The 26,561-nt window shown below is 52.6% G+C and carries 23 protein-coding genes; 16 read left to right on the top strand and 7 right to left on the bottom strand.

All coding sequences use genetic code 11. The annotated features are described in order from the left end of the window. Positions 1 to 79: 79 nt before the first annotated feature. From J1778_RS21305 to J1778_RS21370, 14 genes are all read left to right on the top strand, one after another. Entirely contained in the window at positions 80 to 2,020 is a 1,941-nt protein-coding gene (locus J1778_RS21305) for a M60 family metallopeptidase (RefSeq protein ID WP_217174853.1), read from the top strand. A gap of 98 nt (positions 2,021 to 2,118) precedes the next feature. Further along, positions 2,119 to 2,361 carry a YhdT family protein gene (locus J1778_RS21310; protein ID WP_217174854.1) on the top strand — a complete coding sequence of 81 codons (243 nt, stop codon included), beginning with the start codon at positions 2,119 to 2,121 and terminating at the stop codon, positions 2,359 to 2,361. Continuing rightward, on the top strand, positions 2,351 to 3,796 hold the full coding sequence (panF, locus tag J1778_RS21315) for a sodium/pantothenate symporter (RefSeq protein ID WP_217174855.1): 1,446 nt from the start codon (positions 2,351 to 2,353) through the stop codon (positions 3,794 to 3,796). The genes J1778_RS21310 and panF overlap by 11 nt, the downstream gene beginning before the upstream one ends. Positions 3,797 to 3,839: 43 nt before the next feature. After that, a complete protein-coding gene (prmA, locus tag J1778_RS21320) occupies positions 3,840 to 4,724 on the top strand; it encodes a 50S ribosomal protein L11 methyltransferase (protein ID WP_217174856.1) in 885 nt (294 codons plus the stop codon). Positions 4,725 to 4,871: 147 nt separating this feature from the next. Continuing rightward, on the top strand, positions 4,872 to 5,609 hold the full coding sequence (locus J1778_RS21325) for a carbonic anhydrase (RefSeq protein WP_217174857.1): 738 nt from the start codon (positions 4,872 to 4,874) through the stop codon (positions 5,607 to 5,609). Between the two features lie 388 nt (positions 5,610 to 5,997). Further along, the gene (dusB, locus tag J1778_RS21330; RefSeq protein WP_112290402.1) at positions 5,998 to 6,963 is read left to right on the top strand and encodes a tRNA dihydrouridine synthase DusB; all 966 of its coding nucleotides are present in this window, start codon (positions 5,998 to 6,000) and stop codon (positions 6,961 to 6,963) included. Positions 6,964 to 6,984: 21 nt separating this feature from the next. Then, the gene (fis, locus tag J1778_RS21335; RefSeq protein ID WP_004097144.1) at positions 6,985 to 7,281 is read left to right on the top strand and encodes a DNA-binding transcriptional regulator Fis; all 297 of its coding nucleotides are present in this window, start codon (positions 6,985 to 6,987) and stop codon (positions 7,279 to 7,281) included. Positions 7,282 to 7,501: 220 nt separating this feature from the next. After that, on the top strand, positions 7,502 to 7,930 hold the full coding sequence (locus tag J1778_RS21340) for a DoxX family protein (RefSeq protein WP_217174858.1): 429 nt from the start codon (positions 7,502 to 7,504) through the stop codon (positions 7,928 to 7,930). 418 nt (positions 7,931 to 8,348) lie between these two features. After that, complete coding sequence (lpxP, locus tag J1778_RS21345) at positions 8,349 to 9,266, top strand: kdo(2)-lipid IV(A) palmitoleoyltransferase (RefSeq protein ID WP_217174859.1); 918 nt, start codon at positions 8,349 to 8,351, stop codon at positions 9,264 to 9,266. Positions 9,267 to 9,354: 88 nt separating this feature from the next. Then, positions 9,355 to 9,540, top strand: coding sequence for a hypothetical protein (locus J1778_RS21350; protein WP_217174860.1), 186 nt, complete (start codon positions 9,355 to 9,357; stop codon positions 9,538 to 9,540). A 417-nt stretch (positions 9,541 to 9,957) separates the two neighbouring features. Next, positions 9,958 to 10,983 carry an amino acid ABC transporter substrate-binding protein gene (locus J1778_RS21355; RefSeq protein WP_112290395.1) on the top strand — a complete coding sequence of 342 codons (1,026 nt, stop codon included), beginning with the start codon at positions 9,958 to 9,960 and terminating at the stop codon, positions 10,981 to 10,983. Positions 10,984 to 11,199: 216 nt separating this feature from the next. After that, entirely contained in the window at positions 11,200 to 12,378 is a 1,179-nt protein-coding gene (locus J1778_RS21360) for an amino acid ABC transporter permease (RefSeq protein ID WP_217174861.1), read from the top strand. A gap of 9 nt (positions 12,379 to 12,387) precedes the next feature. Continuing rightward, positions 12,388 to 13,497: an amino acid ABC transporter permease gene (locus J1778_RS21365; protein ID WP_420804094.1), complete on the top strand. Its 1,110-nt coding sequence runs from the start codon at positions 12,388 to 12,390 to the stop codon at positions 13,495 to 13,497. A gap of 8 nt (positions 13,498 to 13,505) precedes the next feature. Beyond that, positions 13,506 to 14,267, top strand: coding sequence for an amino acid ABC transporter ATP-binding protein (locus J1778_RS21370; protein WP_274388783.1), 762 nt, complete (start codon positions 13,506 to 13,508; stop codon positions 14,265 to 14,267). A gap of 617 nt (positions 14,268 to 14,884) precedes the next feature. On the opposite strand, the gene J1778_RS21375 is transcribed toward J1778_RS21370, so the two are convergent. Together J1778_RS21375 and J1778_RS21380 are read right to left on the bottom strand one after the other, a co-directional pair. After that, positions 14,885 to 15,574: an LrgB family protein gene (locus tag J1778_RS21375; RefSeq protein WP_217174862.1), complete on the bottom strand. Its 690-nt coding sequence runs from the start codon at positions 15,572 to 15,574 to the stop codon at positions 14,885 to 14,887. After that, positions 15,567 to 15,989: a CidA/LrgA family protein gene (locus J1778_RS21380; RefSeq protein WP_217174863.1), complete on the bottom strand. Its 423-nt coding sequence runs from the start codon at positions 15,987 to 15,989 to the stop codon at positions 15,567 to 15,569. Before J1778_RS21380 ends, J1778_RS21375 begins: the two co-directional genes overlap by 8 nt. 144 nt (positions 15,990 to 16,133) lie before the next feature. On the opposite strand from J1778_RS21380, the gene J1778_RS21385 reads away from it, so the two are divergent. Further along, the gene (locus J1778_RS21385; RefSeq protein WP_217174864.1) at positions 16,134 to 17,012 is read left to right on the top strand and encodes a LysR family transcriptional regulator; all 879 of its coding nucleotides are present in this window, start codon (positions 16,134 to 16,136) and stop codon (positions 17,010 to 17,012) included. An 81-nt stretch (positions 17,013 to 17,093) separates the two neighbouring features. Here J1778_RS21385 and J1778_RS21390 read toward each other — a convergent pair whose 3' ends face one another. The 3 genes from J1778_RS21390 to J1778_RS21400 form a co-directional block, all read right to left on the bottom strand. Further along, the gene (locus J1778_RS21390) at positions 17,094 to 18,743 is read right to left on the bottom strand and encodes a Na+/H+ antiporter (protein ID WP_113876704.1); all 1,650 of its coding nucleotides are present in this window, start codon (positions 18,741 to 18,743) and stop codon (positions 17,094 to 17,096) included. A gap of 215 nt (positions 18,744 to 18,958) precedes the next feature. Then, the gene (locus tag J1778_RS21395) at positions 18,959 to 20,326 is read right to left on the bottom strand and encodes an NCS2 family permease (protein WP_217174865.1); all 1,368 of its coding nucleotides are present in this window, start codon (positions 20,324 to 20,326) and stop codon (positions 18,959 to 18,961) included. 546 nt (positions 20,327 to 20,872) lie between these two features. Next, the gene (locus J1778_RS21400) at positions 20,873 to 21,541 is read right to left on the bottom strand and encodes a glutathione S-transferase family protein (protein ID WP_217174866.1); all 669 of its coding nucleotides are present in this window, start codon (positions 21,539 to 21,541) and stop codon (positions 20,873 to 20,875) included. A gap of 266 nt (positions 21,542 to 21,807) precedes the next feature. Between J1778_RS21400 and J1778_RS21405 the strand changes: the two genes are divergently transcribed. Next, complete coding sequence (locus J1778_RS21405) at positions 21,808 to 23,904, top strand: putative bifunctional diguanylate cyclase/phosphodiesterase (RefSeq protein ID WP_217174867.1); 2,097 nt, start codon at positions 21,808 to 21,810, stop codon at positions 23,902 to 23,904. A 16-nt stretch (positions 23,905 to 23,920) separates the two neighbouring features. Here J1778_RS21405 and J1778_RS21410 read toward each other — a convergent pair whose 3' ends face one another. Next, complete coding sequence (locus J1778_RS21410) at positions 23,921 to 25,483, bottom strand: methyl-accepting chemotaxis protein (protein WP_217174868.1); 1,563 nt, start codon at positions 25,481 to 25,483, stop codon at positions 23,921 to 23,923. 246 nt (positions 25,484 to 25,729) lie between these two features. Beyond that, positions 25,730 to 26,533, bottom strand: a complete 804-nt coding sequence (locus J1778_RS21415; protein WP_217174869.1) for an inositol monophosphatase family protein — start codon at positions 26,531 to 26,533, stop codon at positions 25,730 to 25,732. Positions 26,534 to 26,561: the final 28 nt, after the last annotated feature.

Below are 26,561 nucleotides of genomic sequence, written 5' to 3' on the forward strand. Positions count from 1 at the left end.
CTGAATCTATAATTATATTCATTAAAAACATCTGCTATTATCCTTGCGGTTTTTACATTAACAAGGAAGATTAATTTATATGAGAATATTATCGAACAGAACCACGTTGTTTTTATCTATTGGTCTAAGTCTTTCCACTCATTCATTTGCCACAACATATGAAAGTATATCCTCCGAGATAACGTATGACACTATCTCCCCAAATATAACCTGGTGGAATGAACATGCTAACAACGATGGTTTCAGGGAAGCATTAGTTGAGTTGGGAACCAGCATAGATGAATTAAATAAAAACTCGCAAAATACCACTGCCAGATCGAATAATGTCAATGATCCCTTGTTTTGGCTGAAAAGAAATTTCGAGGTCTATCCGGTCGAAAATGAAAATGTTTATAATATTCCCATAACGGAGACTCACAGCCAGGGCAGAGACAGAACCGGTGCACATGGCCGGAATAACTATTTCCTGACTCGTGAATATGTCACCAAAGGACAAAGTGTCAAACTTATGGTGGGTGATATGCCTTCTGGCGTATGGTGCACAGTGGCAACAGGCGTCGGCTTCGATCAGGGGGATCATATGCTTGATTCTCAAAGTTTGCCAAAGAGCACAGTCACTACTTATCAGGTAAAACAAAACGGCACAATACTGATTGGTTGCTCAGACGGTAATATTAAAATGCCTAACGTTGATAAGGCAGTTAATATTGAAATTCTCGAAGGGGGGGTCAAACAGCTCTTCTTTATTCTGGGACAAAGTACACAGGCTGACTGGGAGAGATTAAGCCAGAGCAATTCAAAGTCTGGTCAGATATTCATGTTCACCGGTCGCTCCAGAATGAATGTAAAAACGGCAACGGCGAAAAAATCAACGGCTACAAACATGGTCCATTCGATGAGTCAGTACCTGTCAATGACAGTTAAAGATGACTCGCTTAATGGTTTTGACGGTTCGGGCCCATTAAACCAGCCATCTCGCGGTTTAATCGTCGCCACCTATAATGATTGCTGCTATGCCGTCGGCGGCCAGGGCTTTACCGCGATAGGGTTCAATAGCAAGCTGGCCGATAATACCGACTGGGGAGACTGGCATGAATTTGGTCATCATAACCAACAGAGTTGGTCATGGTCAGCATTAACCGAAGTGACAGTGAATCTCTACTCTGTCGCAAATTGCACTCTTTTCCGTGGAGAAAAACCTGCAACGCCATGTCATGGGAATAAAGATATCAAGGCCTTAGACTGGAGTGCTTACGCGGTGGGGAACTTTATTGCTTCCGGGGAACATTACAACTTTGATAATCCAGGGTCTGGCACCGAATTTAAAAGGGCGACGCTCTTCGCCCAGTTACTCTTCAGCTACCCTGAACTTTATCCACAATTAGGCAAAGCCTTCCGTGCGGATTATGACTACGCTAAAAACCGCTCTAAACTGGATTCTCCGCAGGAACTGAGAGACTGGTTCGTTGTGAATACCAGTAAGTATTCTAAAAACGATCTGCGTGAGTTTTATGATCACTGGGGACTCACCTATTCTTCGCAAGCCAGCGATACGGTGAATGCAATGAAGCTGCCAAAACCTTATCAACCTGCGCAAACACATGAGATGACACTTAACAGCGATTATTCCTCTTCTTATGCCACAACAACCATGGTTGATCCTGTTGCTAATAACATTGGTTTTATTTTGCCTGCGCCTAACGAGGGCCCGACATCATTAGTGTGGTTCGAAGACGGTGATAGTGTATTTTATGCTGATGTAACCGACAGCAAGCAGCGTTCGTTTAGAGTAAAACTTCACGGTAAGAAATCCGTGGGGAACTGTGGAAATTATACCTTAAACAGTGCGGCACACTGTGGATCGGGTTCCACTAAATTCATCCGAATTGATTACAAAACAGAGGATAACGCTTCTCTTCCGGCTGGAACTTATCATGGCACAGCGCATATCCTGGGGCGTGACATGTACAAGGCTGATTGGGCATCTGAATTAAAACTCAATATTAATATCCTTAAATAACCCCCCTTGCCAGGCGAGTTCATCGCCTGGCAAATAGTTACTGCTAAAAATGTCATAATCCGTAAAATCCTCCCTTATTTTCATTTTACGGTGAACCTATGGATCAACGTTTCTTACAAGCCAACCGCGAAGCCCGCTGGGCGTTTGGGCTGACGATTGCATATCTGCTGGCATGGAGTTTTGCCGCTTATATTCCTGACAACAAACAGGGTATCACCGGCTTGCCACACTGGTTTGAAATGTCCTGCCTGCTGGTTCCGCTGATTTTCGTGCTTTTAAGCTGGCTGATGGTTCGCGTGATTTACCGCGATATTCCGCTGGAGGACAGTGATGAAGACTGAAGTTCTGCTGCCACTTATCGCCTATCTGCTGCTGGTGTTCGGGCTGTCAGTTTATGCCTATACCCGCCGCGAGCAGGGCAACTTCCTCACCGAATATTTTCTCGGTAATCGCTCAATGGGCGGCTTCGTGCTGGCCATGACCCTGACTGCCACCTACATCAGCGCCAGTTCATTTATCGGCGGTCCCGGTGCGGCTTATAAATTTGGCCTCGGCTGGGTGTTGCTGGCAATGATTCAATTGCCTGCGGTCTGGCTGTCGCTCGGCGTTCTGGGCAAGAAATTCGCCATTCTGGCGCGGCGCTATAATGCCGTCACTCTGAACGATATGCTGTTTGCGCGCTATCAGAGCCGTCTGCTGGTCTGGCTGGCGAGTCTGAGCCTGCTGGTGGCGTTTCTGGGTGCGATGACCGTCCAGTTCATCGGCGGCGCACGCCTGCTGGAAACCGCCGCCGGTATTCCTTACGACACCGGTCTGCTGATTTTCGGCATCAGTATCGCGCTGTATACCGCGTTTGGTGGTTTTCGCGCCAGTGTACTTAACGATGCCATGCAGGGGCTGGTGATGCTTCTGGGCACCATTTTGCTGCTGGTGGGCGTCGTTCATGCCGCCGGTGGTCTGCACAGCGCGGTCGATAAACTCCAGCAAATCGACCCTAAACTGGTTTCCGTTCACGGCGGAGATGACGTTCTTTCGCTGCCATTTATGGCCTCCTTCTGGATTTTAGTGTGCTTTGGTGTGATAGGACTGCCGCATACTGCCGTGCGTTGTATCTCTTATAAAGACAGTAAAGCGGTGCATCGTGGCATTGTGCTGGGCACGATCGTGGTCGCCATTCTGATGTTCGGTATGCATCTGGCTGGTGCGCTCGGGCGCGCGGTCTTACCTGATCTGAAAATTCCCGATCAGGTGATCCCGACGCTGATGATTACCGTGCTGCCGCCTTTTGCCGCCGGTATTTTCCTTGCCGCGCCGATGGCGGCGATTATGTCGACCATCAACGCACAGCTTTTACAGTCATCAGCGACTATCGTTAAAGACTTATACCTCGGCATTAAGCCGGAACAGTTAGCCAACGAGCGTAAGCTTAAACGCTTCTCGAGCTGGGCTACGTTTGTGCTGGGATTACTGGTTCTGCTGGCCGCCTGGCGTCCACCGGAAATGATTATCTGGCTGAATTTGCTGGCATTTGGCGGACTGGAAGCTGTATTCCTGTGGCCACTGGTGCTCGGTTTGTACTGGGAGCGCGCCAACGCCACGGGGGCGCTGAGCTCAATGATTGTTGGCGCAGTTTGTTATACCCTGCTTGCCAGTATCGACCTGCACATCGCCGGTCTGCATCCGATTGTGCCGTCGCTGTCGCTGAGCCTGCTGGCGTTTTATGTCGGCAATAAATTCGGCAAACAGCCACGCGAAACCGTACTCAAGCCGTCCTGAACGGGCGGCACTGATTTTACAGATAGTTAAGAAGAGAATGGCTATGCCTTGGATCCAACTAAAAATTAATACCACCGGTAACGACGCGGAAACGCTGAGCGACGCGCTTATCGAAAGTGGCGCCGTGTCCGTGACTTTCCAGGATACGCACGATAATCCTGTGTTCGAACCGTTGCCGGGCGAAACCCTGCTGTGGGGCGATACCGATGCCATCGGCCTGTATGATGCGGAAACCGACATGGAAGAAGTGGTCGCCATGCTGGAAAACGAACCGCTGCTGGGCAAAGGTTTTGTGCATAAAATCGAACAGCTGGAAGACAAAGACTGGGAACGTGAATGGATGGATAACTTCCACCCAATGCGTTTTGGCGAGCGCCTGTGGATTTGTCCAAGCTGGCGCGATGTGCCGGATCCGAATGCTGTCAACGTGATGCTCGATCCGGGTCTGGCATTTGGTACCGGCACCCATCCGACCACCGCCATGTGTCTGCAATGGCTCGACAGTCTGGATCTGACCGATAAAACGGTGATCGACTTCGGTTGCGGTTCGGGCATTCTGGCAATCGCTGCGCTGAAACTCGGCGCAAAACACGTCGTCGGGATCGATATCGATCCTCAGGCGATTCAGGCCAGCCGTGATAACGCCGAGCGTAACGGTGTTTCAGAGCGCCTGTCCCTGTACCTGCCGAAAGACCAGCCTGAGAACCTGTCAGCCGACGTGGTCGTCGCTAACATTCTTGCAGGTCCTCTGCGCGAACTGGCACCGCTGATTGGCGTGCTGCCCGTTGCAGGCGGCCATCTGGGACTTTCCGGCGTACTCGCCAGCCAGGCGCAAAGCGTGGCGGATGCGTACAAAGATAAGTTCGAACTGGATGCGGTGGCCGAGAAAGAAGAATGGTGCCGTATCACCGGCGTTAAAAAAGCCTGATAGCTGTCACCCGCTCTTTATCTTTGTGCATAAAGAGCGGGTTTTGCCCCAAAAACCTTTTCTGACCTTTTCTTATATTTCCCCTGCCGCACCTAACCCTTACACTTCGCATGGTTTTTATTACTCAACGAATGAAAGGGATATCTCTTGAAAGGAAAATTGCTGTTTATTGCACTCGCTGCATTTTCGGTATCTGCAACTGAGACCAATGCCCCACACTGGTCCTATGATGGCGACGCTGCTCCGCAAAACTGGTCAAAACTCAGCCCGGACTTCCATCTTTGCGAGCAAGGCAAAGCGCAGTCGCCTATCGATATTAAAGAGGCGTTACAGGTGCACCCCCGCCCGCTTAAACTCAGCTATAAGTTACCGCCGGTGAGTGTCATTAATAATGGCCACAGCGTGCAGGTCAACGTTCAGCAGGGGGATTTTGCCACGCTGGACGGGGATAAGTTTGTCCTTCAGCAATTCCACTTCCACTCTCCGAGCGAAAATACCCTCAACGGTAAATCCTTCCCGATGGAAGCGCACTTTGTGCATATGGATGCAGATGGGGAAGTTGCGGTGATTGCCGTGATGTTTGAAACTGGTAAGGCCAATCCGCAACTGGAAAAGATCTGGCAACAAATGCCGGAAAAAGCCGGCGATTCTGTCACGCTGAAAGAGAAAGTCAGTCTTGAAGGTCTGCTGCCCAAAAATCTCACCCATTACCGCTTCAGCGGATCGCTGACCACGCCGCCGTGCACTGAAGGCGTTCGCTGGCTGGTCGTGAAACAACCTCAGACGCTGTCAGAAGCGCAACTGGAGAAATTCCGGCATGCCATGCACCATGCAAATAACCGCCCTGTCCAGGGTTTGCATGGCCGTGTGGTGGTCGACGAATAATCTTGTCAGAGCCAGGAGACGCAGAAATCGCTTTTGCGTCTCTTTCTGTTGCCTTTCTTTGTTTCTGAAAATGAGTCACTTTTTGACCAAAAGACGATCTGCATCACGGAATTTTGTGGTAGTTGATGCTTAAAACGTCAAATCTGCCCTTAGATTCAACTGATATAACAGGATGTTTCAGAGAGAAATTAGGAATTTGCACAAGCGCACAATTTGACCGACGTCACATAACTCAATGTAAAACCAAGATAAAAAAACAAATTGCGCTGAATTTCGCCATTGGCGAGGCATTTTCTTAGCCAATTGCTCAAAGTTTGGCCTTTCATATCGCAACGAAAATGCGTAATATACGCGCCCTTGCGGACATCAGTATGGTCATTCCTAGTTCATGCGCATCGGACACCACCAGCTTACAAATTGCCTGATTGCGGCCCCGATGGCCGGTATCACTGACCGACCATTTCGTGCCTTATGTCATGCGATGGGGGCTGGAATGGCAGTATCTGAAATGCTCTCCTCCAATCCGGAGGTGTGGCGGACGGATAAGTCACGTTTGCGCATGGTACATAACGATGAACCGGGGATCCGCGCCGTGCAAATTGCCGGTTGTGACCCCGAAGATATGGCGGCTGCTGCACGAATTAACGTGGAAAGCGGTGCGCAAATCATTGATATCAATATGGGCTGCCCGGCCAAGAAAGTGAACCGCAAACTGGCGGGTTCTGCATTATTGCAGTATCCGGATTTGGTCAAACAAATCCTCACTACCGTTGTGAATGCGGTAGATGTGCCAGTCACGTTGAAAATTCGTACTGGTTGGGCACCGGAACACCGTAACTGTGTACAAATTGCCCAATTGGCTGAAGACTGTGGAATTCAGGCCCTGACTATTCATGGCCGAACCCGTGCCTGTCTCTTCAATGGAGAAGCAGAGTACGACAGTATTCGGACAGTTAAGCAGAGTGTTTCCATTCCGATTATCGCGAATGGCGACATAACTGACCCGCATAAAGCCAGAGCGGTGCTCGACTACACCGGAGCTGATGCTCTGATGATAGGACGTGCCGCTCAGGGGAGACCCTGGATCTTCCGGGAAATCCAGCATTATCTGGACACAGGGGAGCTGTTACCTCCACCTCCTATGGGTGAGGTTCAGCGCTTGTTACTAGGGCACGTACGGGAATTGCACGACTTTTACGGTCAAGGCAAGGGATTTCGTATCGCTCGTAAGCATGTTTCCTGGTATCTCCAGGAGCATGCCCCAAATGACCAGTTTCGGCGCTCCTTCAACGCCATAGAGGATGCCAGCGAACAGCTGGAGGCGTTGGAAGCATATTTCGAAAATCTTGCGTAACAAAAAAGAGCTGACAGAACTATGTTCGAACAACGCGTGAATTCTGACGTACTGACCGTTTCTACCGTTAATTCTCAGGATCAGGTAACCCAAAAACCCCTGCGTGACTCGGTAAAACAAGCACTTAAGGGCTATTTTGCTCAATTGAATGGTCAGGACGTGAATGACCTGTATGAGTTGGTATTGGCTGAAGTTGAACAGCCACTGTTAGACATGGTGATGCAGTATACCCGTGGCAACCAGACTCGTGCGGCCCTGATGATGGGTATCAACCGCGGTACGCTGCGTAAGAAATTGAAAAAATACGGCATGAACTGATACTAATCAGTCTGTGTCTTAAAAAGGCGCTTTTCCGCAAGGGGAGCGCCTTTTTGTTTTCTGTTTTTTATATTTACCGATTCTTTAGCAGCAAACCGTTAGCCCAAAATTTGCTCAAAACCTAACCCAGATCAACCCAAATGAGAATAATTCTCCCCTGCGTTCTGCGATAAAGCACTACCTTATACGGACAATAAAAACGTCTCCGGGAGTCACACTGATGAAGCAACTTTATCTACGTTTTACCGCGGCAATGAACAAACCTGATCTGGCTATTTTACTTCTGCGTATCACTTACGGTCTGCTGATTTTTCATGGCTGGCATAAGCTGCATGACGGGCTGGGCGGCATCCAGGGGATGCTGGCGGGTTATGGGATTCCGGCGTTTGTCGCCTACGGCGTCATTATCGGTGAGGTCATCGCCCCGATCATGATGATATTGGGGATCTTCACCCGTCTCGCCGCCCTGTCTGCTGCAGCGACGATGGTCGTCGCCTGGCTGATGGTGGGTATACACCATACATTTGCATTGTCACCGGTGGGTGCCTGGGCCATTGAAGACATCGTCTATTACTTCATGGCAGCCATCGTGATCGCACTGTACGGTAGCGGGCGTTATTCCATTATGAGCAACCCGCTCTACCGCTGATATTCCTTTTCAGCATGTCTGATTCCTCAGGCATGCTGAAACCGCATACAGACCATTTTGTTTTCCAAAAGCTAATCCCTTCTTAACGTAGCGTTTTCATTTGACCGTCCAAAAATGGACGTAAATAAATGGTAAAGAGCCCGTTTATCGGACAATTTCCCCCTCCGGTTAGATCAGGCAGCATGTTATACTCTGCGTAAGAGTCGTATTCGCTCGCTCAACGCCTACGGACAGCCCTTCAGCTTCGCGATCCCGCCTTGTAAAAGTGTCTTCACAGAGTAAAAATTGCGTCAACTTGTGTCTTTTCAAAAACGTTTGCCGACACGCGCTGTCCCACTCTATGTCAGACAATCCGTATCGCGAATGAGCCAACTCCTTACGCGTTACCCCAGTTTTTTATGCAGATGATTAGGCTTTTATGACTTCTCCTCGCTTTCGTGCTTCATTTTTACATCCACGCTACTGGCTGACCTGGTTTGGCCTTGGCGTCCTGTTCCTGTTGGTTCAGCTGCCTTATCCGGTGTTAAACCGCCTGGGTATCTGGCTTGGCCGTACGTCGATGCGTTTTTTGAAACGCCGGGTATCGATAACGCGCCGTAACCTGCAATTATGCTTCCCGGATCTGCCTTCTGATCAGGTTGAAGCCCGTATTGTCAGCAATTTTGAATCCCTCGGCATGGGTTTACTGGAAACCGGCATGGCCTGGTTCTGGTCAGATGCCCGTGTTAAACGCTGGTTTGACGTCAGCGGTCTGCACAACCTGAAAAAGGCGCAGGAAAACAAACAAGGCGTACTGGTGATTGGCGTGCATTTCATGTCGCTGGAACTGGGTGGTCGTGCGATGGGCTTATGTCAGCCGATGATGGCCATGTACCGTCCGCACAACAATAAAGCGATGGAATTCGTCCAGACCTGGGGACGTATGCGCTCCAACAAGGCCATGCTCGATCGCAAAGATTTACGCGGTATGGTTCACGCGCTGAAAAAAGGCGAAGCGGTCTGGTTCGCACCGGATCAGGACTACGGCCCGCGCGGCAGCGTCTTTGCACCTTTGTTTGCCGTTGATCAGGCGGCAACGACCAGCGGCACCTTCATGCTGGCGCGTCTGGCAAAACCGGCGCTGGTCACTGTGGTACTGGTACGCAAAGCCTTAGGTAAAGGCTATGAGCTGGTGATCCAGCCTCAGTTGCAGGATTACCCGATTGACAACGAAATGGCTGCTGCGGCTTACATGAATCGTGTCATCGAGAAAGAAATTATGCGTGCGCCTGATCAGTATCTCTGGCTGCACCGCCGCTTTAAAACCCGTCCGGCAGGAACGCCTTCTCTTTATTGATTAGCGCCAGACGTGATAAAACAGAAGCCCGATGCCACTGCGTCGGGCTTTTTCTTTGAACAGCATCCATAAGAGATTTGTAATTTTCATGGCTAAAAAACCTGACGCGACACCTTCTATCTTTGACCATCTCAAAGATGAAGACAGTTTTGACCTCTGGGGACGCTCCGGCCTCAGTACCGCACTGAACAAAGCCAAACCTAAAGCGCCGGACAGCGAGCAAATTGCCGCCGCGCGTAAACTCATCAAAGGCAACGCCGAAGAGGCTAAATAACACGCCCGCCTTTCTCTCCGTTGCACTGATAAAGCTCCTGCTCTGATCCTGTCTGTTTCTGAATGTCTCTCAGACCATCCGGTCTGAGAGAATTACTCATCGTTTTATCTCATTTTTTTTCCAAATATGACACCGCATTTCCCTTCCCTTCAAAGACCGCGATCTGCACTCCAATATTGAAATAATCCGCCCCCTTTTAAAGCACTCACATTGACCGCGCACTTAAACAGGGCAATAAATTTTATACGTCTCGTCAATGTTACTGAGCAATTCCCCTGCGTAACTTGATTGATGGGGCGTTTTTCATGTTGGCACTACCTTTGCAATGACAGGTGCAGAGGGCGTTGCCCCATAAACAGACAGGGTGCTCCGGCACTCATACAATAATAATTTTCAGTTTTGTCTCACAGGACGCTTATGAAAAAAATATTGCTCTCAACGCTGATTGCCGCAGCAAGCTTCGTGACACTCGCTGGTCAGGCTCATGCAGGTACCACTCTGGATGCAGTTAAAAAGAAAGGATTTGTTCAGTGCGGCATCAGCGACGGCCTGCCGGGCTTCTCTTACGCTGACTCCAAAGGCAAATTCACCGGTATCGACGTTGACCTCTGTCGCGCGGTGGCTGCCGCCGTGTTTGGTGATGCTGAAAAAGTGAAATACACCCCGCTGACCGCGAAAGAGCGTTTCACTGCACTGCAGTCTGGCGAAGTGGACATCCTGTCACGTAATACCACCTGGACCTCTTCCCGCGATGCGGGCATGGGCATGATTTTCGCCGGCGTAAACTATTACGACGGTATCGGCTTCCTGACTCACCAGAAAGCCGGCCTGAAAAGCGCCAAAGAACTTGATGGCGCGACCGTCTGCCTGCAGGCCGGTACGGATACCGAGCTGAACGTGGCTGACTATTTCAAAGCCAACAAAATGACTTACACCCCGGTGACCTTCGACCGTTCAGACGAAAGCGCCAAAGCGCTGGACTCAGGCCGTTGTGACACCCTGGCATCTGACCAGTCTCAGTTGTACGCACTGCGTATCAAACTGGGTAAACCGGATGACTTCATCGTTCTGCCAGAAGTGATTTCTAAAGAACCGCTGGGGCCGGTAGTTCGCCGTGGCGACGAAGACTGGCTGGCGATCGTGCGCTGGTCACTGTTCGCGATGCTGAACGCCGAAGAAATGGGCGTCACCTCTGCCAACGTCGATCAACTGGCGGCAAACCCGACCACGCCTGACATGAGCAACCTGCTGGGCAAAACCGGCACTTACGGCGCTGATCTGAAAGTGCCTAATGACTGGGTGGTTAAAATCGTTAAACAGGTCGGCAACTACGGCGAAAGCTTCGAGCGCAACGTCGGTCAGGGCAGCGAGCTGAAAATCAAACGTGGTCAGAACGCCCTCTGGAATAAAGGCGGGATCCAGTACGCACCACCTGTCCGTTGATTTTACCCTTCGTACCTGACGTTGTAGCGGCGTTGGCGGCATTCGGTCACCCGAATCACTGACCAGTGTCAGCTCATCGGGATTGGCTCCCTTGCCGCCTTGCTGCAACGCCAGTTACTTCGGATAAACAAAAGTTCAGTCTGATAAAGGAAGCTGATTCACCGGTCGTTCCCCGGTGCATCACTTCCACTGTTTTACCTGCAGGTCGAGGTTAAAATGTCGCAACGCCCAACCGGAAAAGTCTCGTTCTCGCTGACCAACCCAGCGGTACGGGCCTGGATTTACCAAATTTTCGCGGTGGTGTTGCTGGTAGCCTGTCTGGGTTACCTGCTCCACAACACCATTACCAATCTGACAACACGAGGGATCACCTCGGGATTTGCGTTTCTTGAAAAGGGTGCCGGTTTTGGCATCGTTCAGCATCTTATTGACTACCAGGAAGGCGACACGTACGCCCGCGTATTTGTTATCGGTCTGCTGAATACGCTGCTGGTTTCCGCGCTATGTATCGTTTTTGCTTCCATCCTCGGGTTCATTATCGGCTTAGGACGCCTTTCCGATAACTGGCTGATCCGTAAAGTCTCGACGGTGTACATCGAGACGTTCCGTAACATTCCGCCGCTGCTGCAAATCTTCTTCTGGTACTTCGCCGTACTGCGTAATCTGCCGGGCCCGCGTCAGAGCCTGAATGCGTTTGACCTGGCTTTCGTCAGTAACCGCGGCCTGTATCTGCCCTCGCCGGAACTGGCGCCGGGCAGTCTGGCAGGCTTTATCGCCCTGCTGCTGGCGATTTTTGGCATCGTCGCGCTGCAACGCTACAACCATTTCCGCCAGATCCACACAGGACGCGTCTGGCATATCTGGCCGTGGGCGATTGCCATGCTGGTGATCTTTCCGGCGCTGGCGCACCTGATTTTCGGGCCTGCCCTGCACTGGGATATTCCTGCGCTGCGCGGTTTTAACTTCCGCGGCGGCATGGTGCTTATCCCGGAACTGGCGGCGTTAACGCTGGCGTTATCGGTCTATACCTCGACATTTATTGCGGAAGTTATTCGCTCCGGTATTCAGTCGGTATCGCACGGTCAGCATGAAGCCGCCCGTTCGCTCGGTCTGCCGAATCCGGTCACGCTGCGACAGGTGATTTTGCCGCAGGCGATGCGGGTGATCATCCCGCCGCTGACCAGCCAGTATCTGAACATCGTCAAAAACTCCTCTCTGGCCGCCGCTATCGGTTATCCGGACATGGTGTCGCTGTTCGCCGGTACGGTACTCAACCAGACCGGTCAGGCGATTGAAACCATTGCCATCACTATGTCGGTTTACCTGATCATCAGTCTGGTGATTTCGTTCCTGATGAATATTTACAACCGGCGTATCGCGCTGGTCGAGCGTTAAGGGAAACCCATGACGATGACAACACTTCCTCCCGGAGTCAGAGCCGTGAAGCCCGGTACACCACTCGGTACCGCCGTGCTCTGGGCGCGTAAAAACCTGTTCTCCGGCTGGTTCAACAGTTTGCTGACGCTGTTTTGTTTATGGCTGATGTGGCTGGTGATCCCTCCGCTGCTGAACTGGGTGATTTTCCAGGCTAACTGGGTCGGCACAGCGCGAACTGACTGTACCAAAGCCGGTGCCTGCTGGGTGTTTATCCACGCGCGTTTCGGCCAGTTTATGTATGGCTTATACCCGTTTGATCAGCGCTGGCGCATCAATGTGACGCTGATTGTCGGATTGCTGACGCTGGCACCCATTTTCTTCAAAGCCACGCCGCGCCGCGGACGTTATATCGCCTGCTGGATGGTACTGTTCCCGATTTTCACCTGGTTCATGCTGTATGGCGGATTCTTTGGCCTGAGCCGCGTTGAAACCCGCCAGTGGGGCGGCCTGACGCTGACGCTGATTATCGCCGCAGTCGGTATCGCCGGAGCATTACCGTTGGGAATTATGCTCGCGCTGGCACGCCGTTCACGTATGCCGATTGTGCGTATTCTGTCGGTCGTGTTCATTGAGTTCTGGCGCGGTGTGCCGCTTATCACCGTGCTGTTTATGTCCTCGGTGATGCTGCCGCTGTTTATGACTGAAGGGACGAGTATCGACAAACTGGTGCGCGCACTGGTGGGTGTGGTGCTGTTCCAGTCGGCGTATGTCGCAGAAGTTGTGCGCGGCGGGTTACAGGCGCTGCCGAAAGGCCAGACCGAAGCCGCCGAATCACTGGCGCTGGGTTACTGGAAAACGCAGGGATTGGTCATTCTGCCTCAGGCGCTGAAAATGGTGATACCGGGTCTGGTGAACACCATCATCGCGCTGTTCAAAGATACCAGTCTGGTGATCATCATCGGCCTGTTTGACCTGTTCAGCAGCGTACAGCAAGCCACCGTCGATCCGGAATGGCTCGGCATGTCGACTGAAGGCTACGTCTTCGCCGCCGCCGTCTACTGGATTTTCTGTTTTAGCATGTCGCGTTATAGCCAGCATCTGGAAAGACGCTTTCACACCGGACGTTCCGCACACTGAGGTAAACCATGAGCGACCATCACGTCACTGAAAACCAAAATATGATGATCACGCTGGAAAACGTGAATAAGTGGTACGGACAATTCCACGTATTGAAAGACATTAATCTGAGCGTCAAACCGCGCGAACGTATCGTCCTTTGCGGCCCTTCCGGTTCAGGGAAATCAACGACCATTCGTTGCATTAACCATCTGGAAGAGCACCAGCAAGGCCGCATCGTGGTTGACGGCACTGAACTGAACGATGATCTGCGCAATATTGAACGGGTACGTACCGAAGTCGGCATGGTGTTCCAGCACTTCAATCTGTTCCCGCATCTGACCGTATTGCAAAACTGCACTCTGGCACCATGCTGGGTACGCAAGATGCCGAAGAAAGAAGCCGAAGAGCTGGCGATGCATTACCTGAAACGCGTGCGTATTGCCGAACATGCCAATAAATTCCCCGGCCAGCTTTCCGGCGGTCAGCAGCAGCGCGTGGCGATCGCCCGCTCGCTGTGCATGAAACCAAAAATCATGCTGTTTGATGAACCGACTTCTGCACTTGATCCGGAAATGGTGAAAGAGGTACTGGATACCATGATCACGCTGGCAGAAGAAGGCATGACCATGTTGTGCGTGACGCATGAAATGGGCTTTGCGAGAACCGTCGCCGACCGGGTGATCTTTATGGATCGCGGGGAGATCGTGGAAGAAGCCCCGCCGCTGGAATTCTTTGCGAATCCGAAGTCAGCAAGAACGCGGGAGTTCCTGTCCCAGGTGATTCATTAAACACCGGGCGGTGTTTAAGCGCGCCGTTTAAGAACAGAAGTGTGAAAATTTCGGTTTCTCAATAGCGATGATCACTTATCGCGCTGCGCCGAAACCGCCCAAAAGGGGCCATGACGAGCCCCTCTTGGATCTCCCACGTCTTTTTACTGCGCGCTATCGCTCGCTGGCTATGTTTCAGCCACCACAGTGACAGGCTGGAAAGCTTGCCGCTGCGCGGTATCTTTGCTCGGGTTTCGAGCCCTGCGTCTCGAACCTCTCGCGCAGCAAGCTTTCTGAATCGCCCGCACGATCTTAAATTCAAAACCAATCGGTTCTTCATATAAAAATCAGTGAGGTTGTGAAGTTAACGTTGAGGCCGGTTCCAAAATACCGCCGGAGAAGAGGTGGAAAACCGCGCGTCTTTTTGCGCGGGTTGTAACCCGAACGGAGGGCACCGCGCAGCGGCGGAATTTTGCGGCTATCGCTGCGGCACCTGAAACATAGCCAGCGAGCGGAGCACGCAGTAAAAAAAGCGCGGAGTCCAGAGGCCCGCGCGTTACCGGGTCTCTGGTCGGTGTGGGCCGACGCCCACGACCTTGAATTTGAACTTAAAGTTTCAGATCTTTTTCAAAAGATCATCACCACATCAGCCCTCCGATCACCGGCGCAATCACCACGGTGACCACTCCCGCCAGCATCATTACCAGACTCGATACCACGCCTTCTTCCGCGCCCAGTTCATAAGCTCTCGCAGTCCCTGCACCGTGTGACGCCGCACCAAACCCGGCGCCTTTCGCCAGGCCGCTTTTCACTGCCAGACGCAGAAACAGCATATCGCCGACCGCCATGCCGAATACGCCGGTGATCACCACAAACAGCGCCACCAGATCCGGCTGACCACCCATTTGCTTCGCGGCTGCCAGCGCGAACGGCGTGGTGATGGAGCGCACTGCCAGACTGCGCTGGATTTCTTCGGGCAACGTCAGCATCCGCGCCAGCCAGACTGAGCTGCAGACAGCAACTACAATCGCCGTCAGTACGCCCGCACTCAGCGACATCCAGTGACGGCGGATCACCGCCATATTCTCGTAAACGGGCACCGCAAACGCGATGGTTGACGGGCCGAGCAGCCATAACAGCCAGTGCGTTTCGCCGATGTAATCCTGATACGAGGTGTGCGTCACCACCAGTAAGACAACCAGTACAATCGGTGTGAACACCAGCGGCATCAGCAGCAGCGTGCGTTTCTGACGGTAAAGTTTCTTGTTGGCGTAATACAGCCCGAGCGTGATGACAAAACACAAAATACTGATGAGTAAATCAGTCACGGTTCGCCTTCCTTACCGCCAGACGTTGTTCCAGACGGTAAACTTTATCGACCACCACCGCCGTCGCACCGAGCGTCAGCACGGTACTGACACCAATCACCAGAAAGATTTTCCAGCCCTCAATCATCAGTAACTGAGCGTAATTGACCACCGCTACCACGGCAGGCACGAAGAACAGCAGCATCTCCGCCAGCAGCCAGCGGGATCCGGCTTTCACCCATTTCACCGGCAGAATACGGAACATGATCAGCAGCAAAAGCATCAGCATACCGACAATGTTGGCAGGTAACGGCAGATGTAATGCGGTGACCAGACGATCGGCGATAACGAATAACACCGCGTACAGTACCACCTGAACGGGGATCTGACAGCGGGTCAGCAGGGACGGCGCTTTAGTGCGCAACGCCAGCAACATGGGGACGACCTCGAAAGAGGGAAAAGAGTGAAAATGAAGTATACGCTGGCAGGAAACCGGTAAAGAAATGAATTAAAATCATAAAAATGATTCCAGTTTGGAATACTTTGTTACTCGCCGATCTGACCGGGGAAATATCAGCCCATGGACGTCCGTACCTTACGCTATTTTGTCGAAGTGGTTCGCCAGCAGAGTTTTACCCGCGCGGCGGAAAAGCTGTTCGTCACGCAACCGACGATCAGCAAAATGCTGCGTCATCTGGAAGAAGAACTGGAATGCACGCTGATCGTCCGTGAAGGGCGCCGTTTGCGGCTGACTGACAGCGGTCAGGCGCTGTATCAGCGCGGGCTGAATATCCTTGAAGAATTCCGCCAGCTGGAAGCCGAACTCGAAGATATCAACTCGCTTAAATCCGGCCACCTGCGGCTGGGTATTCCGCCGATGGTTGGCACACAAATCGCGCCGCTCATTAGCAGTTTCCGCCAGCAATATCCGGGCATCGAACTGATTATTTCCGAATTTGGCGGGCTGACTGTGCAACAGGCGGTGATCTCCGGCGAACTGGATCTGGCGATCACCGCCCTGCCTGCCGACGCCGTGCCTTCCATCGCCTCGCTGCTGCTGTTCAGTCATCCGATGTGCGTTGTGGTGCCCCGTACGCCGCACTGGCTGAACCGCACGCGCATCGGGTTCAGTGATCTGGCTGATGAAAGTATTCTGATTTATAACGAAGATTTTGCGTTGTATCGCCAGCTGATGGATGCGTTTTCCACCCACGGTTTCACGCCAAAAATTGCCGCACGCAGCGGTCAGTGGGATTTCTTAGCCGCGATGGTACAAACCGGCATGGGCGTAGCGATTTTGCCGGAGCCTATCTGTCAGCGGCTGGATAAAAATGCGCTGATGTGGCTGCCGCTGGATCCGCTGATGCCGTGGCAACTGGGCCTTATCTGGCATCAGGGCAGTTATCTTTCACACAGCGCCCAGGCGTGGATCGCGCTTTGCAGGGATTACTGGAAATAGCGGGAAGTGGCGGGAAGTGACGGTTGATAAAAAAACCGCGTGAACGTTGCAGCGCACGCGGTTTTTTATTTCAGGCAGAAGCTACACCTCTTTTTCTACAAGAAGCGCTTCAAGTAAATCGAGATCATGCAGCAGTTTTTGCAGCGTCTCATTACTGATTTTCTGCGTGGCGCGCAGGTGATACAGCTCGCCACGTTCAGCGCGCAGTGCGGTCAGACGGAAGCGGCGCTCGAGGTTTTCCAGCTTCAGCGCGGTTTCCATATCATCGCGGTTGGCCGTGCGTCGTCGCAGAGTCCCGATAACCCGTGAGCTGATTTCCTTCAGCGTCTGCTCATCGATGTTTTCTTCGGTATCTGCCGCCAGACGCTCTTCCATCTTATGCAGGCTTTCTATCGCCACTTCTGCCGCGATAGATTTCGCCATCCGTTCTTCTTCACGATAAGCGGTACCATCGGCTACCACCACGCCTTTGAGCAGGAACGGCAAGGCAATTACACCTGCAATCAGCGAGAACAGAATGACACCGGTCGCCAGGAACACCAGCTGATAGCGTGACGGGAAGGCCGAGCCATCTGCGAGGAATAACGGAATCGACAGCACACCGGCCAGCGTAATCGCCCCGCGCACACCGGCAAAAGACGCTACCCACAACTCACGCGTACTGTAGCTGCCAAACAGCAGGGGTTTCTTTTTCAGGAAACGGTTGCTGAAATTTTTCATCACCCACAGCCAGACAAAACGCAGGATCAGCAGCGCAAAGTAGATAATCCCGACGTCAGCAAACAGATGCCACGTCACGATAGATGGGTCGTGCGTTGCCTGATCGATTGAGTTCTCAAGGATGCCCGGCAATTGCAGGCCCAGCATGATGAACACCATGCCGTTGAACACAAACTCAAGCATCGCCCAGACGCTGTTCGCACGCAGGCGCATCGCCAGCGGTGCGTTACGGATAATGCCGGACTGGCTGATGGTCATACCGGCAGCGACGGCGGCCAGAATGCCCGACACGCCAATGTGTTCAGCAATCAGATAAGAGGCAAACGGCAGCAGCAACAGGAAGACGATTTGCGTCGCCGGATCATCACCGCTCCAGCGGCTCATGATGCGCAGCGATTTACTGTACAACCACGTCACCGCCACACCCGCCATCAGGCCGCCAATCGCCACTTTCAGGAACTCAACGCTGGCACCCCCGACGGTAAAGATCATCGTGCCCATCGCCACAGCGATAGCGAATTTTAGTGACACCAGACCGGACGCGTCATTCATCAGCGCTTCACCTTCAAGCACGCTCATGATCGACTTCGGAATACGGCCTTTGCCGACAATCCCGCCTAATGCCACGGCATCGGTCGGTGAAAGCACCGCAGCCAGCGCGAACGCAGCCACCAGCGGAATATCCGGCACCATCATATAAATCAGATAACCGATACCGACGACGGTGAGTAATACCAGCACCAGCGCCAGCCCGAGAATTTCGCGCCCGTGGTGGAGGAATTCACGGGTCGGCGTTTTCCAGCCATCGGCAAACAGCAATGGCGGGATGAACAGAACGAGAAACAGTTCCGGATCGAAGTCCACGTGCAGGCCAAAATTGGGCCACGCCAGCAAAGCACCGACGGCAATCTGCATTAATGGAAGAGGAACCTGAAACGGCAACATTCTGGTGACGACACCGGAGAGCGACACCACCAGAATCAAAATCAGAATGGTAAAGAATATTTCCATGCTTTCCTTAGACTCTTGTTTTTATGAATTTCAGCCAGACGCAGGTGAGTGAGTCCGGAGCGAACTAAGGAATAGTAGATCAAAAGGGGATGTGATTTAAATCAGTGCGTGCGGTTACATCAGAGAGGTGCTTGCTTCTCACCTTTCTCCGGAGCCGGAATGAAGGGTTTTTCTTGCTCCTCCCCTTCGCAGGGGAGGGAGAAATGCAGCCGGCATCAAATCGCCCATCCACCCGCATAAAATACCACCAGCGCCACGGCGATCACCACCGTGCCGACGTTTAGTTTCCGCCATTCGCCGGAGAAAATACGGCCAATCACCAGCGAGCTGAAACCGAGCATGATGCCGGTCACGATGTTACAGGTCAGCACGATGAACACCGCGCACAGCAATCCGGACATCGCATCGACGAAATCGCTGAAATCCAGTTTGGTCACGTTGCTGAGCATCAGCAGACCCACGTACATCAGCGCCGGTGCGGTGGCGTAAGCCGGTACCAGATAAGACAGCGGAGACAGGAACAACATCAGTAAGAACAGCACGCCGACGACCGTCGCGGTCAGGCCGGTTTTGCCGCCCGCTGCCGTACCGGCTGCCGATTCGATGTAAACCGCTGCCGGTGATGCGCCAACCAGTGAGGCGAAAATGCTGCTTACGGAGTCTGCGGTCAGCGCTTTGCCGCCGCTGATGATCTGACCGTTTTCATCCAGCAAGTTTGCCTGACCGGCGACTGCGCGGATGGTGCCGGTGGCATCAAATACCGCCGTCATCACCAGCGCCAGCACGCTTGGCAATACCGCGGCTTTCAGGGCGCCCATGATGTCGAGATCGAAAATCACCGATTTGCCGTCAGCCCCTGCCAGAGAAGGCATCGCGAACAAACCCTGATATTTCACGGCAGGATCGAAAATCAGACCAATAATGGAAATCGCGATAATCACCAGCAAAATACCGCCAGGCACACGCAGTTTCTCAAGGCCGAAAATCACCGCCAGTCCGAGCAATGTCATGATCACCGGGAAAGAAGTAAAGGCGCCGAGCGCGACAGGTAAACCGTCCAGCGGGTTTTTCACCACCAGACCCACGCCGTTGGCCGCGATCAGCAACAGGAACAGACCGATACCGATGCCGGTTCCGTGCGCAACGCCGGTCGGCAGGTTGCGCAAAATCCACGACCGGATGCCGGTCATCGAAATAATGGTGAACAATACGCCCATCAGGAATACCGCGCCAAGGGCAACCGGTACGCTGATGTGCTGGCCGAGCACCAGACTAAAGGCGGTAAAGGCAGTCAGAGAGATGGCGCAACCAATGGCCAGCGGCAGATTAGCCCACAGGCCCATCAGCAGGGAGCCGAAACCGGCAACCAGGCAGGTCGCGACAAACACGGCGCTTGGCGAGAAACCCGCTTTGCCAAGCATTGACGGTACAACGATGACCGAATACACCATCGCCAGAAACGTCGTTAAGCCGGCGATCACTTCCTGGCGGACGTTACTGCCACGCGCACTGATTTTGAAAAAAGCATCAAACGGGCCCTTTGGCGCAACAGCGCTGCCCGTCTGAGTGTGTTGACTCGACATGGAAAATCCTCTGAATGTCTCTACTGATTAGCCGGCGTGGTCATTATGAAACCGTTTCAGCACGTTCACTTCCTTATATGTCGCCTGAAATCGCCGAAAACGGCGTCAGAACGGCAAGGCAAACGTTTAACTCGCATCGCGTATGGCGGGACAAAAATTAACGCAAACGATTATCTCGTTTTTAATTACCACACATCAACTGCGAATGACGACAATTTACCGTTGTCTGGTCAATAAAAACGCGATTGTGGTGGAAATGTATCCGCCTGGCGGTTTGCTGTGCGGTAACGGTTGCGCACGGACATCACGTGAAGGGAATCAGAGAAGATAAATCTGAACGAAGACGGTATGCCGGGAAGAAAAAGACAGGAAATAAAAATAACAGGACGTTTATTAAGGTTTATTTTCTGATGCCATTCATTGCGCAAATTTCCGGCCAGTTATGCGCCCTCTTTTCAACACTCTGAAATATAAAAAGGGAATACGTTCCGGCGATGAAAAAAACCAAAACGCTTCCCCTATAAATTTCTGATGACTTAAAAACCATTAACGCAGGATATTCAAAGGGCCACCGGTTTCCAGAGCACGCTGATAAGCCGGTCGGGCAGTCACATTTGAAAGCCATGCATTTAAATGTGGGTATTTATCCAGACCTGTACGGGCATTTATGGCCTCTGCCGGGAAACTCATCTGAATGTCCGCAGCGCTGAACTGATAACCGGCGAAATAAGGATGCGTGGTCAGATGCTGTTCCAGATAATCCATGTGGGTATAAATCTGTTTATCCAGATAGTTTTTCTGCACGCCCTGCCCGATCGCCCCGGCCACCGGTCGGATCAGCCACGGCATCGGCGGTTTTCCCAGACGGCTGAAAATCAGTTTCATCACCAGCAACGGCATCAGCGAACCTTCGGCGTAATGCATCCAGTAACGGTACTGCTGCCGCTCGGCAAACGCCGTCGGTTTCATCACACCGGCCTCATCGTACACTTCCTGCAAATACTCAATGATGGCGCCGGATTCCGCGAGGATCATGCCGTTATCTTCCAGCACCGGCGACTTGCCCAGCGGATGCACTTTTTTCAGCGTCTCCGGTGCCAGCATGGATTTTTTATCGCGTTGATAACGTTTGATTTCGTAAGGTACGCCCAGTTCTTCGAGCATCCATAAGATTCGCTGTGATCGGGAATTATCCAAATGATGAACTGTTAACATGAATGTTTTCTGCCCTGTCGTATTTAATTATTTGTTAACTATAGACAACGGTTTCGCTGCCCGTATCACATTCGCTTAAAAACCCTTTCTTTTATCAGGATTAATAACGCGAAAATCTTTTTATTTGATTAAAATCACTTACGGATTAATCTTAATTACACGAAAAAAATTATCGTAACTTCATTCGCCTTTAATAATTCTTAATGCCATTATCGCCGGATAAAAATCAGCCCGTCGCTTTCGACTCTATGTTTGTGGAGCCTTACATGTTTTCCAGTAATTACAACAATGTGCTTGTCATGTTTTCGTTCATTGTTGCAATGCTTGCCTCTTATACCGCGCTTGATATGGCTGGCCGGGTTGCCACCACGGAGGGAAGGGCTTCCCGACTTTGGTTAATTGGTGGCGCCATTGCAATGGGCATCGGTATCTGGTCCATGCATTTCATCGGTATGTTGGCCTTGAATTCCTCTATGCCAATGGGTTACGACCCGGTCATTACCTTGCTTTCCATGCTGATTGCGATTATTTCCTCGGCGTTTGCGCTCTGGCTGGTGTGCCTGCAAGAGTTGCCTGTCCTGCGTTTACTCGCGGGCGCATTACTCATGGGTGGCGGCATTGCGGCCATGCATTACACCGGAATGTCAGCGATGCTGATGATGCCGCCGATTGTTTATGACTTCCGCTGGGTCACATTATCCGTCGTGGTGGCTATTGTCGCCTCCGGGGCGGCGCTGTGGATGGCGTTCCATCTGCGCCAGCAGTCGCCGAATGTGCGCCTGTTGCGCATCAGTGCCGCCGTGGTGATGGGCACGGCAATTGTCGGTATGCACTATATCGGCATGGCGGCGGCGCAATTCCCGATGGACAGCCACAGCATGGCGGCGTTCAGCGGCGTGGATAACAACTGGCTGGCGCTGCTGGTGATTGTGGTGACGCTGGCCATTCTGGCGATTACCCTGATTATTTCTATTCTTGATGGCCGGATGCAGGCGCGCACGTCGATTCTGGCCTCGTCGCTGGCGCAGGCTAATCGCGAACTGACTCAGCTGGCGCTGCATGACAATCTCACCCGTTTGCCAAACCGTCTCTTACTGGAAGATCGCCTCAGTCAGGCGTTTCAGAAAGCCTCGCGGGGAGAATCTCAGTTTGCAGTGCTGTTTTTGGATCTCGACGGATTCAAAGCCGTTAACGATGCGTTTGGTCATCACATCGGCGATCAGCTGTTAATTTCCGTCACTGAGCGGCTGAAATCCCAGCTGCGCGCGACAGATACGCTGGCACGTCTGGGCGGTGATGAATTTGTCCTGCTGGTGGAAATCACCGATCCAACGGATGCTTCCCAGCTGGCCGATAAACTGGTGCATCTGATTGCCCGTCCGTTTTACGTCTCCCGCTACGAACTGCTGGTTTCCGCCAGCGTCGGCATCGCTGTGTATCCGGGCGATGGCGAAAACGAGCGCGAGCTGATGCTCAATGCTGATGCAGCGATGTATCACACCAAAAATTCAGGCCGCAACGGGCACAGTTTCTTCCAGCCTTCAATGAATGCCAACGCGCAAAACCAGCTGCAGATGCTCAATGATTTGCGTCTGGCTATCGAGCACCATGAACTACGTTTGCACTATCAGCCAAAATTTATCGCCCCTTACGGGCCGGTCAGCGGTTTCGAGGCGCTGCTGCGCTGGGAGCGTGACGGCAAAACGCTCAGTCCTGATGTGTTCCTGCCACTGGCAGAGAAAACCGGCCTGATCATCCCGATTGGCGAATGGGTGCTGAATGAAGCCTGCCGCCAGCTGCGCGAATGGCATCTGGAAGGGCACACCACCTGGACGGTGGCGGTCAATCTGTCCACGCTGCAATTTGAGCAGTCGAATCTGGTCGAAATGGTCATTGAGACGATCGAACGCCATCAGATCCCGCCGGAAATGCTGACGCTTGAAGTCACAGAAACCACCGCAATGCGTAATCCGGACGTCAGTGTAGAAATTCTCGAACGTCTGACCCGATACGGTGTGAAAGCCTCGATTGACGATTTCGGTACCGGTTATTCCAGTCTGCTGTATCTGAAGCGCCTGCCGGCCAGCGAGCTGAAAATCGACGGGGCCTTTATTAATGACCTGATTGCCGGCAGCGAAGACGCCAGCATTGTTTCGGCGATTATCGCTCTGGGCCAGACCCTTAATCTGAAAGTGGTGGCCGAAGGCGTGGAAACCACCCAGCAGCAGGATTTCCTGACGCAGCTGGGTTGCGACACGTTGCAGGGCTATCTGCTGGGTCGTCCGATGACGCCGCAACAGATTGCCCAGCATCCCGATACCGACTGGGAACCTCAGCTCTCCATCAATCATAAACCTGACTAACCCAGGGCGTCGGACTTCACGCGGTCGCTGTGCGGAAAAACCGCACAGCGTTGCGCAATTCGACGCTTTGTTCCGTCAGCGATTGCGCGGCAGCAGCAGCCTGTTCAACCAGCGCCGCATTTTGCTGCGTCACCTGATCCATCTGATCAACCGCAATGCCCACTTCATGGATCCCGCTGTGTTGCTCCGAACTGGCGGTCGAAATTTCACTCACAATCTCAGCCACCTTATTCACCGAAATCACGATTTCGCTCATCGCTTTACTGGCACGATCGGCCTGCTCTGAACCTTCGGAAATTTTACTCACCGTGTCCTGAATAAGATCTTTAATCTCTTTTGCCGCCTGCCCGCTTTTCTGAGCCAGCACCCGGACTTCACTCGCCACCACCGCAAAACCTTTACCCTGCGTCCCCGCGCGTGCCGCTTCCACGGCGGCATTGAGCGCCAGTAAATTGGTCTGAAAAGCGATGCCTTCGATGACGCTGATAATATTAATGATTTCGCTGGAACTGCCGGAAACATCGCGCATATGTGCCTGCATACCGCTGACAATCGCCCCGCCCTGTGAGGCCGTTTTCGAGGTTTCGTGTGCCAGCTGGCTGGCCTGCCGCGCATTCTCAGCATTCTGGCTGACGGTCGCCGTCAGGTTCTGCATATTCGAACTGGTTTGTACCAGCGATGCCGCCTGCTCTTCCGTGCGCTGCGACAGATCCACGTTGCCCTGCTCAATTTCACTGGCGGCGTGATTTATCGACTCGCTGCCCTGCATGATCTGATGAATGGTTTTGTTCAGTTGCACATTCATGCCATTCAGCGAAGCCAGCAAACTGCTCTCATCTCCCGGTTTAAGGGCAATTTTCGCTGCCAGATTACCCGCCGAAATCTCATGCATAATCGAAGCCGCGTAAGCCGGTTCTCCGCCCAGCTGTGCAATCAGATTTCGTGCCAGCAAAAGCGCCATGAGCAGGGAAATAATAAAGGCCACGGCGACCAGCACTAAAAACATCACGCTCGCATTTCGATAACTGCTGTGCGTCTGTGCGGCCGCCTTCTCGCTGTTGGCAAGTTCGTCACTGACCAGCTTCGCCAGATCGGCCATCAGTTGGGTGCGGTATTTACGTGAATTGTCACCGCTGATTTGTGTGGCCTGCGCAATATCGTTGCGTTCCACTGCTGCAATAACTTCATCATTTGCCAGCGAAAACTGTTCGAAATTCCTGACGATTTGCTTAAAGAGGTCGGATTTACTGCCTCCGCTGTTCAGCTTCTGATACGCATTTTCGGCGGTCTTGAAGGTATTAATGGCTTGCTGAATTTCCACCCGGTGCCCGTCGCGCGGCGCTCCTTGCGGCGAAGCAATGTATTGCACCTGCTGCAGGCGTAATTCCGCCAGTGTGCCGCGCATAATCAGCGGATATTGCACACCGGGAAGACGATAGGCCCGGTAGTTTTCGATCTGCTGATTACTGCCGTTGAGCAGCCAGGCAGACATCGCGGCAAGGGTAAGCATCAGTGCCATCACGAGCGCAAAAGCGCCGAGTAAACGGGTAAGAACGGAGAGATTGGTGAATTTTTTCATCTGCACACATCAGAAAGTCAGTGAAAGGAAACTCTCATAACGGCCGGAAAAAAGGGAACTTTATGGCAAAATGAAACTATATTTCATTTTGTTAAACACTGGCTTTCGAAATGTAACCCCATGGTTACTGGACAAATTTTTCATGTTATGCGCGGGGCTAAAAAGATGATCAGCAACACACATTGCGTTTTTTGCCCTCTCAGGGCGGGAGGGCAAAATCGATGCAATATTTCGGGCGACTCAGGTTTACCGGGGGTCATAATCCGGCCATAACGGCGCGATGTCAGACATCAGATTCGGCGTTCCGGCTGCTACTGACATATGCCGGTAGTTGTCAGTGTCGTCCGGCGTTTTCGCGAATTTCACCAGGGTGTGCAGTCCGGCCTCCTGACAAAGCACTGCGCCGCCTGCAATGTCCCACAGCGTCGTGCGGCGTTGCAGATGCCCGTCGATAATGCCTTTGGCGGCAAACACCATGCCGATGGTGGTACAGCGATAACAATGCACCGACCAGTCTGCGGCGCGAAGCCCCCGATAGAATGCCGAAGCTTCGTCCAGTTTGTCGTCCGAGCTGTCACCCAGCGATACAATCTGCACGTCGCCAAAACGATCATCGCGACGGAATGGCTTTCCGTTCAGGAAAATCCCCTTTCCGGATTCTGCGGCAAACAGGTCGTTTAATACCGGCAACGCCACAATGCCCGCCACTGGCTTTTTGTTCTCCACCAGGCCGAGCGACACGCCCCATAGCGGCGAACCGCGCAGGAAATTCGAGGTACCGTCAATCGGGTCGATCACCCAGCAAGGCGCGTCTGTCAGCACGCCGCCCAGTTCCTCACCGATGATGGCATCGTACGGAAAATGCTCTGCAAGCTGGCGACGGATAAACTGCTCGACCGCCACATCCGCCTCAGAGACGAAATCCTGCGTGCGTTTGCTGCTGACTTCAATGGTGTCCCGGCGGTTAAAAAAGCCCAGCGCCAGTTCAGCCGCCTGCGCCGCGATCTGACTGGCCATCGCCAGACGGGGGGACATCGTCGTGTTGGTCATCATAAATCCTGAATATTCAGTCTGAAGG

This window comes from Rahnella bonaserana, from assembly GCF_019049675.1.
Lineage (GTDB): Bacteria > Pseudomonadota > Gammaproteobacteria > Enterobacterales > Enterobacteriaceae > Rahnella > Rahnella bonaserana.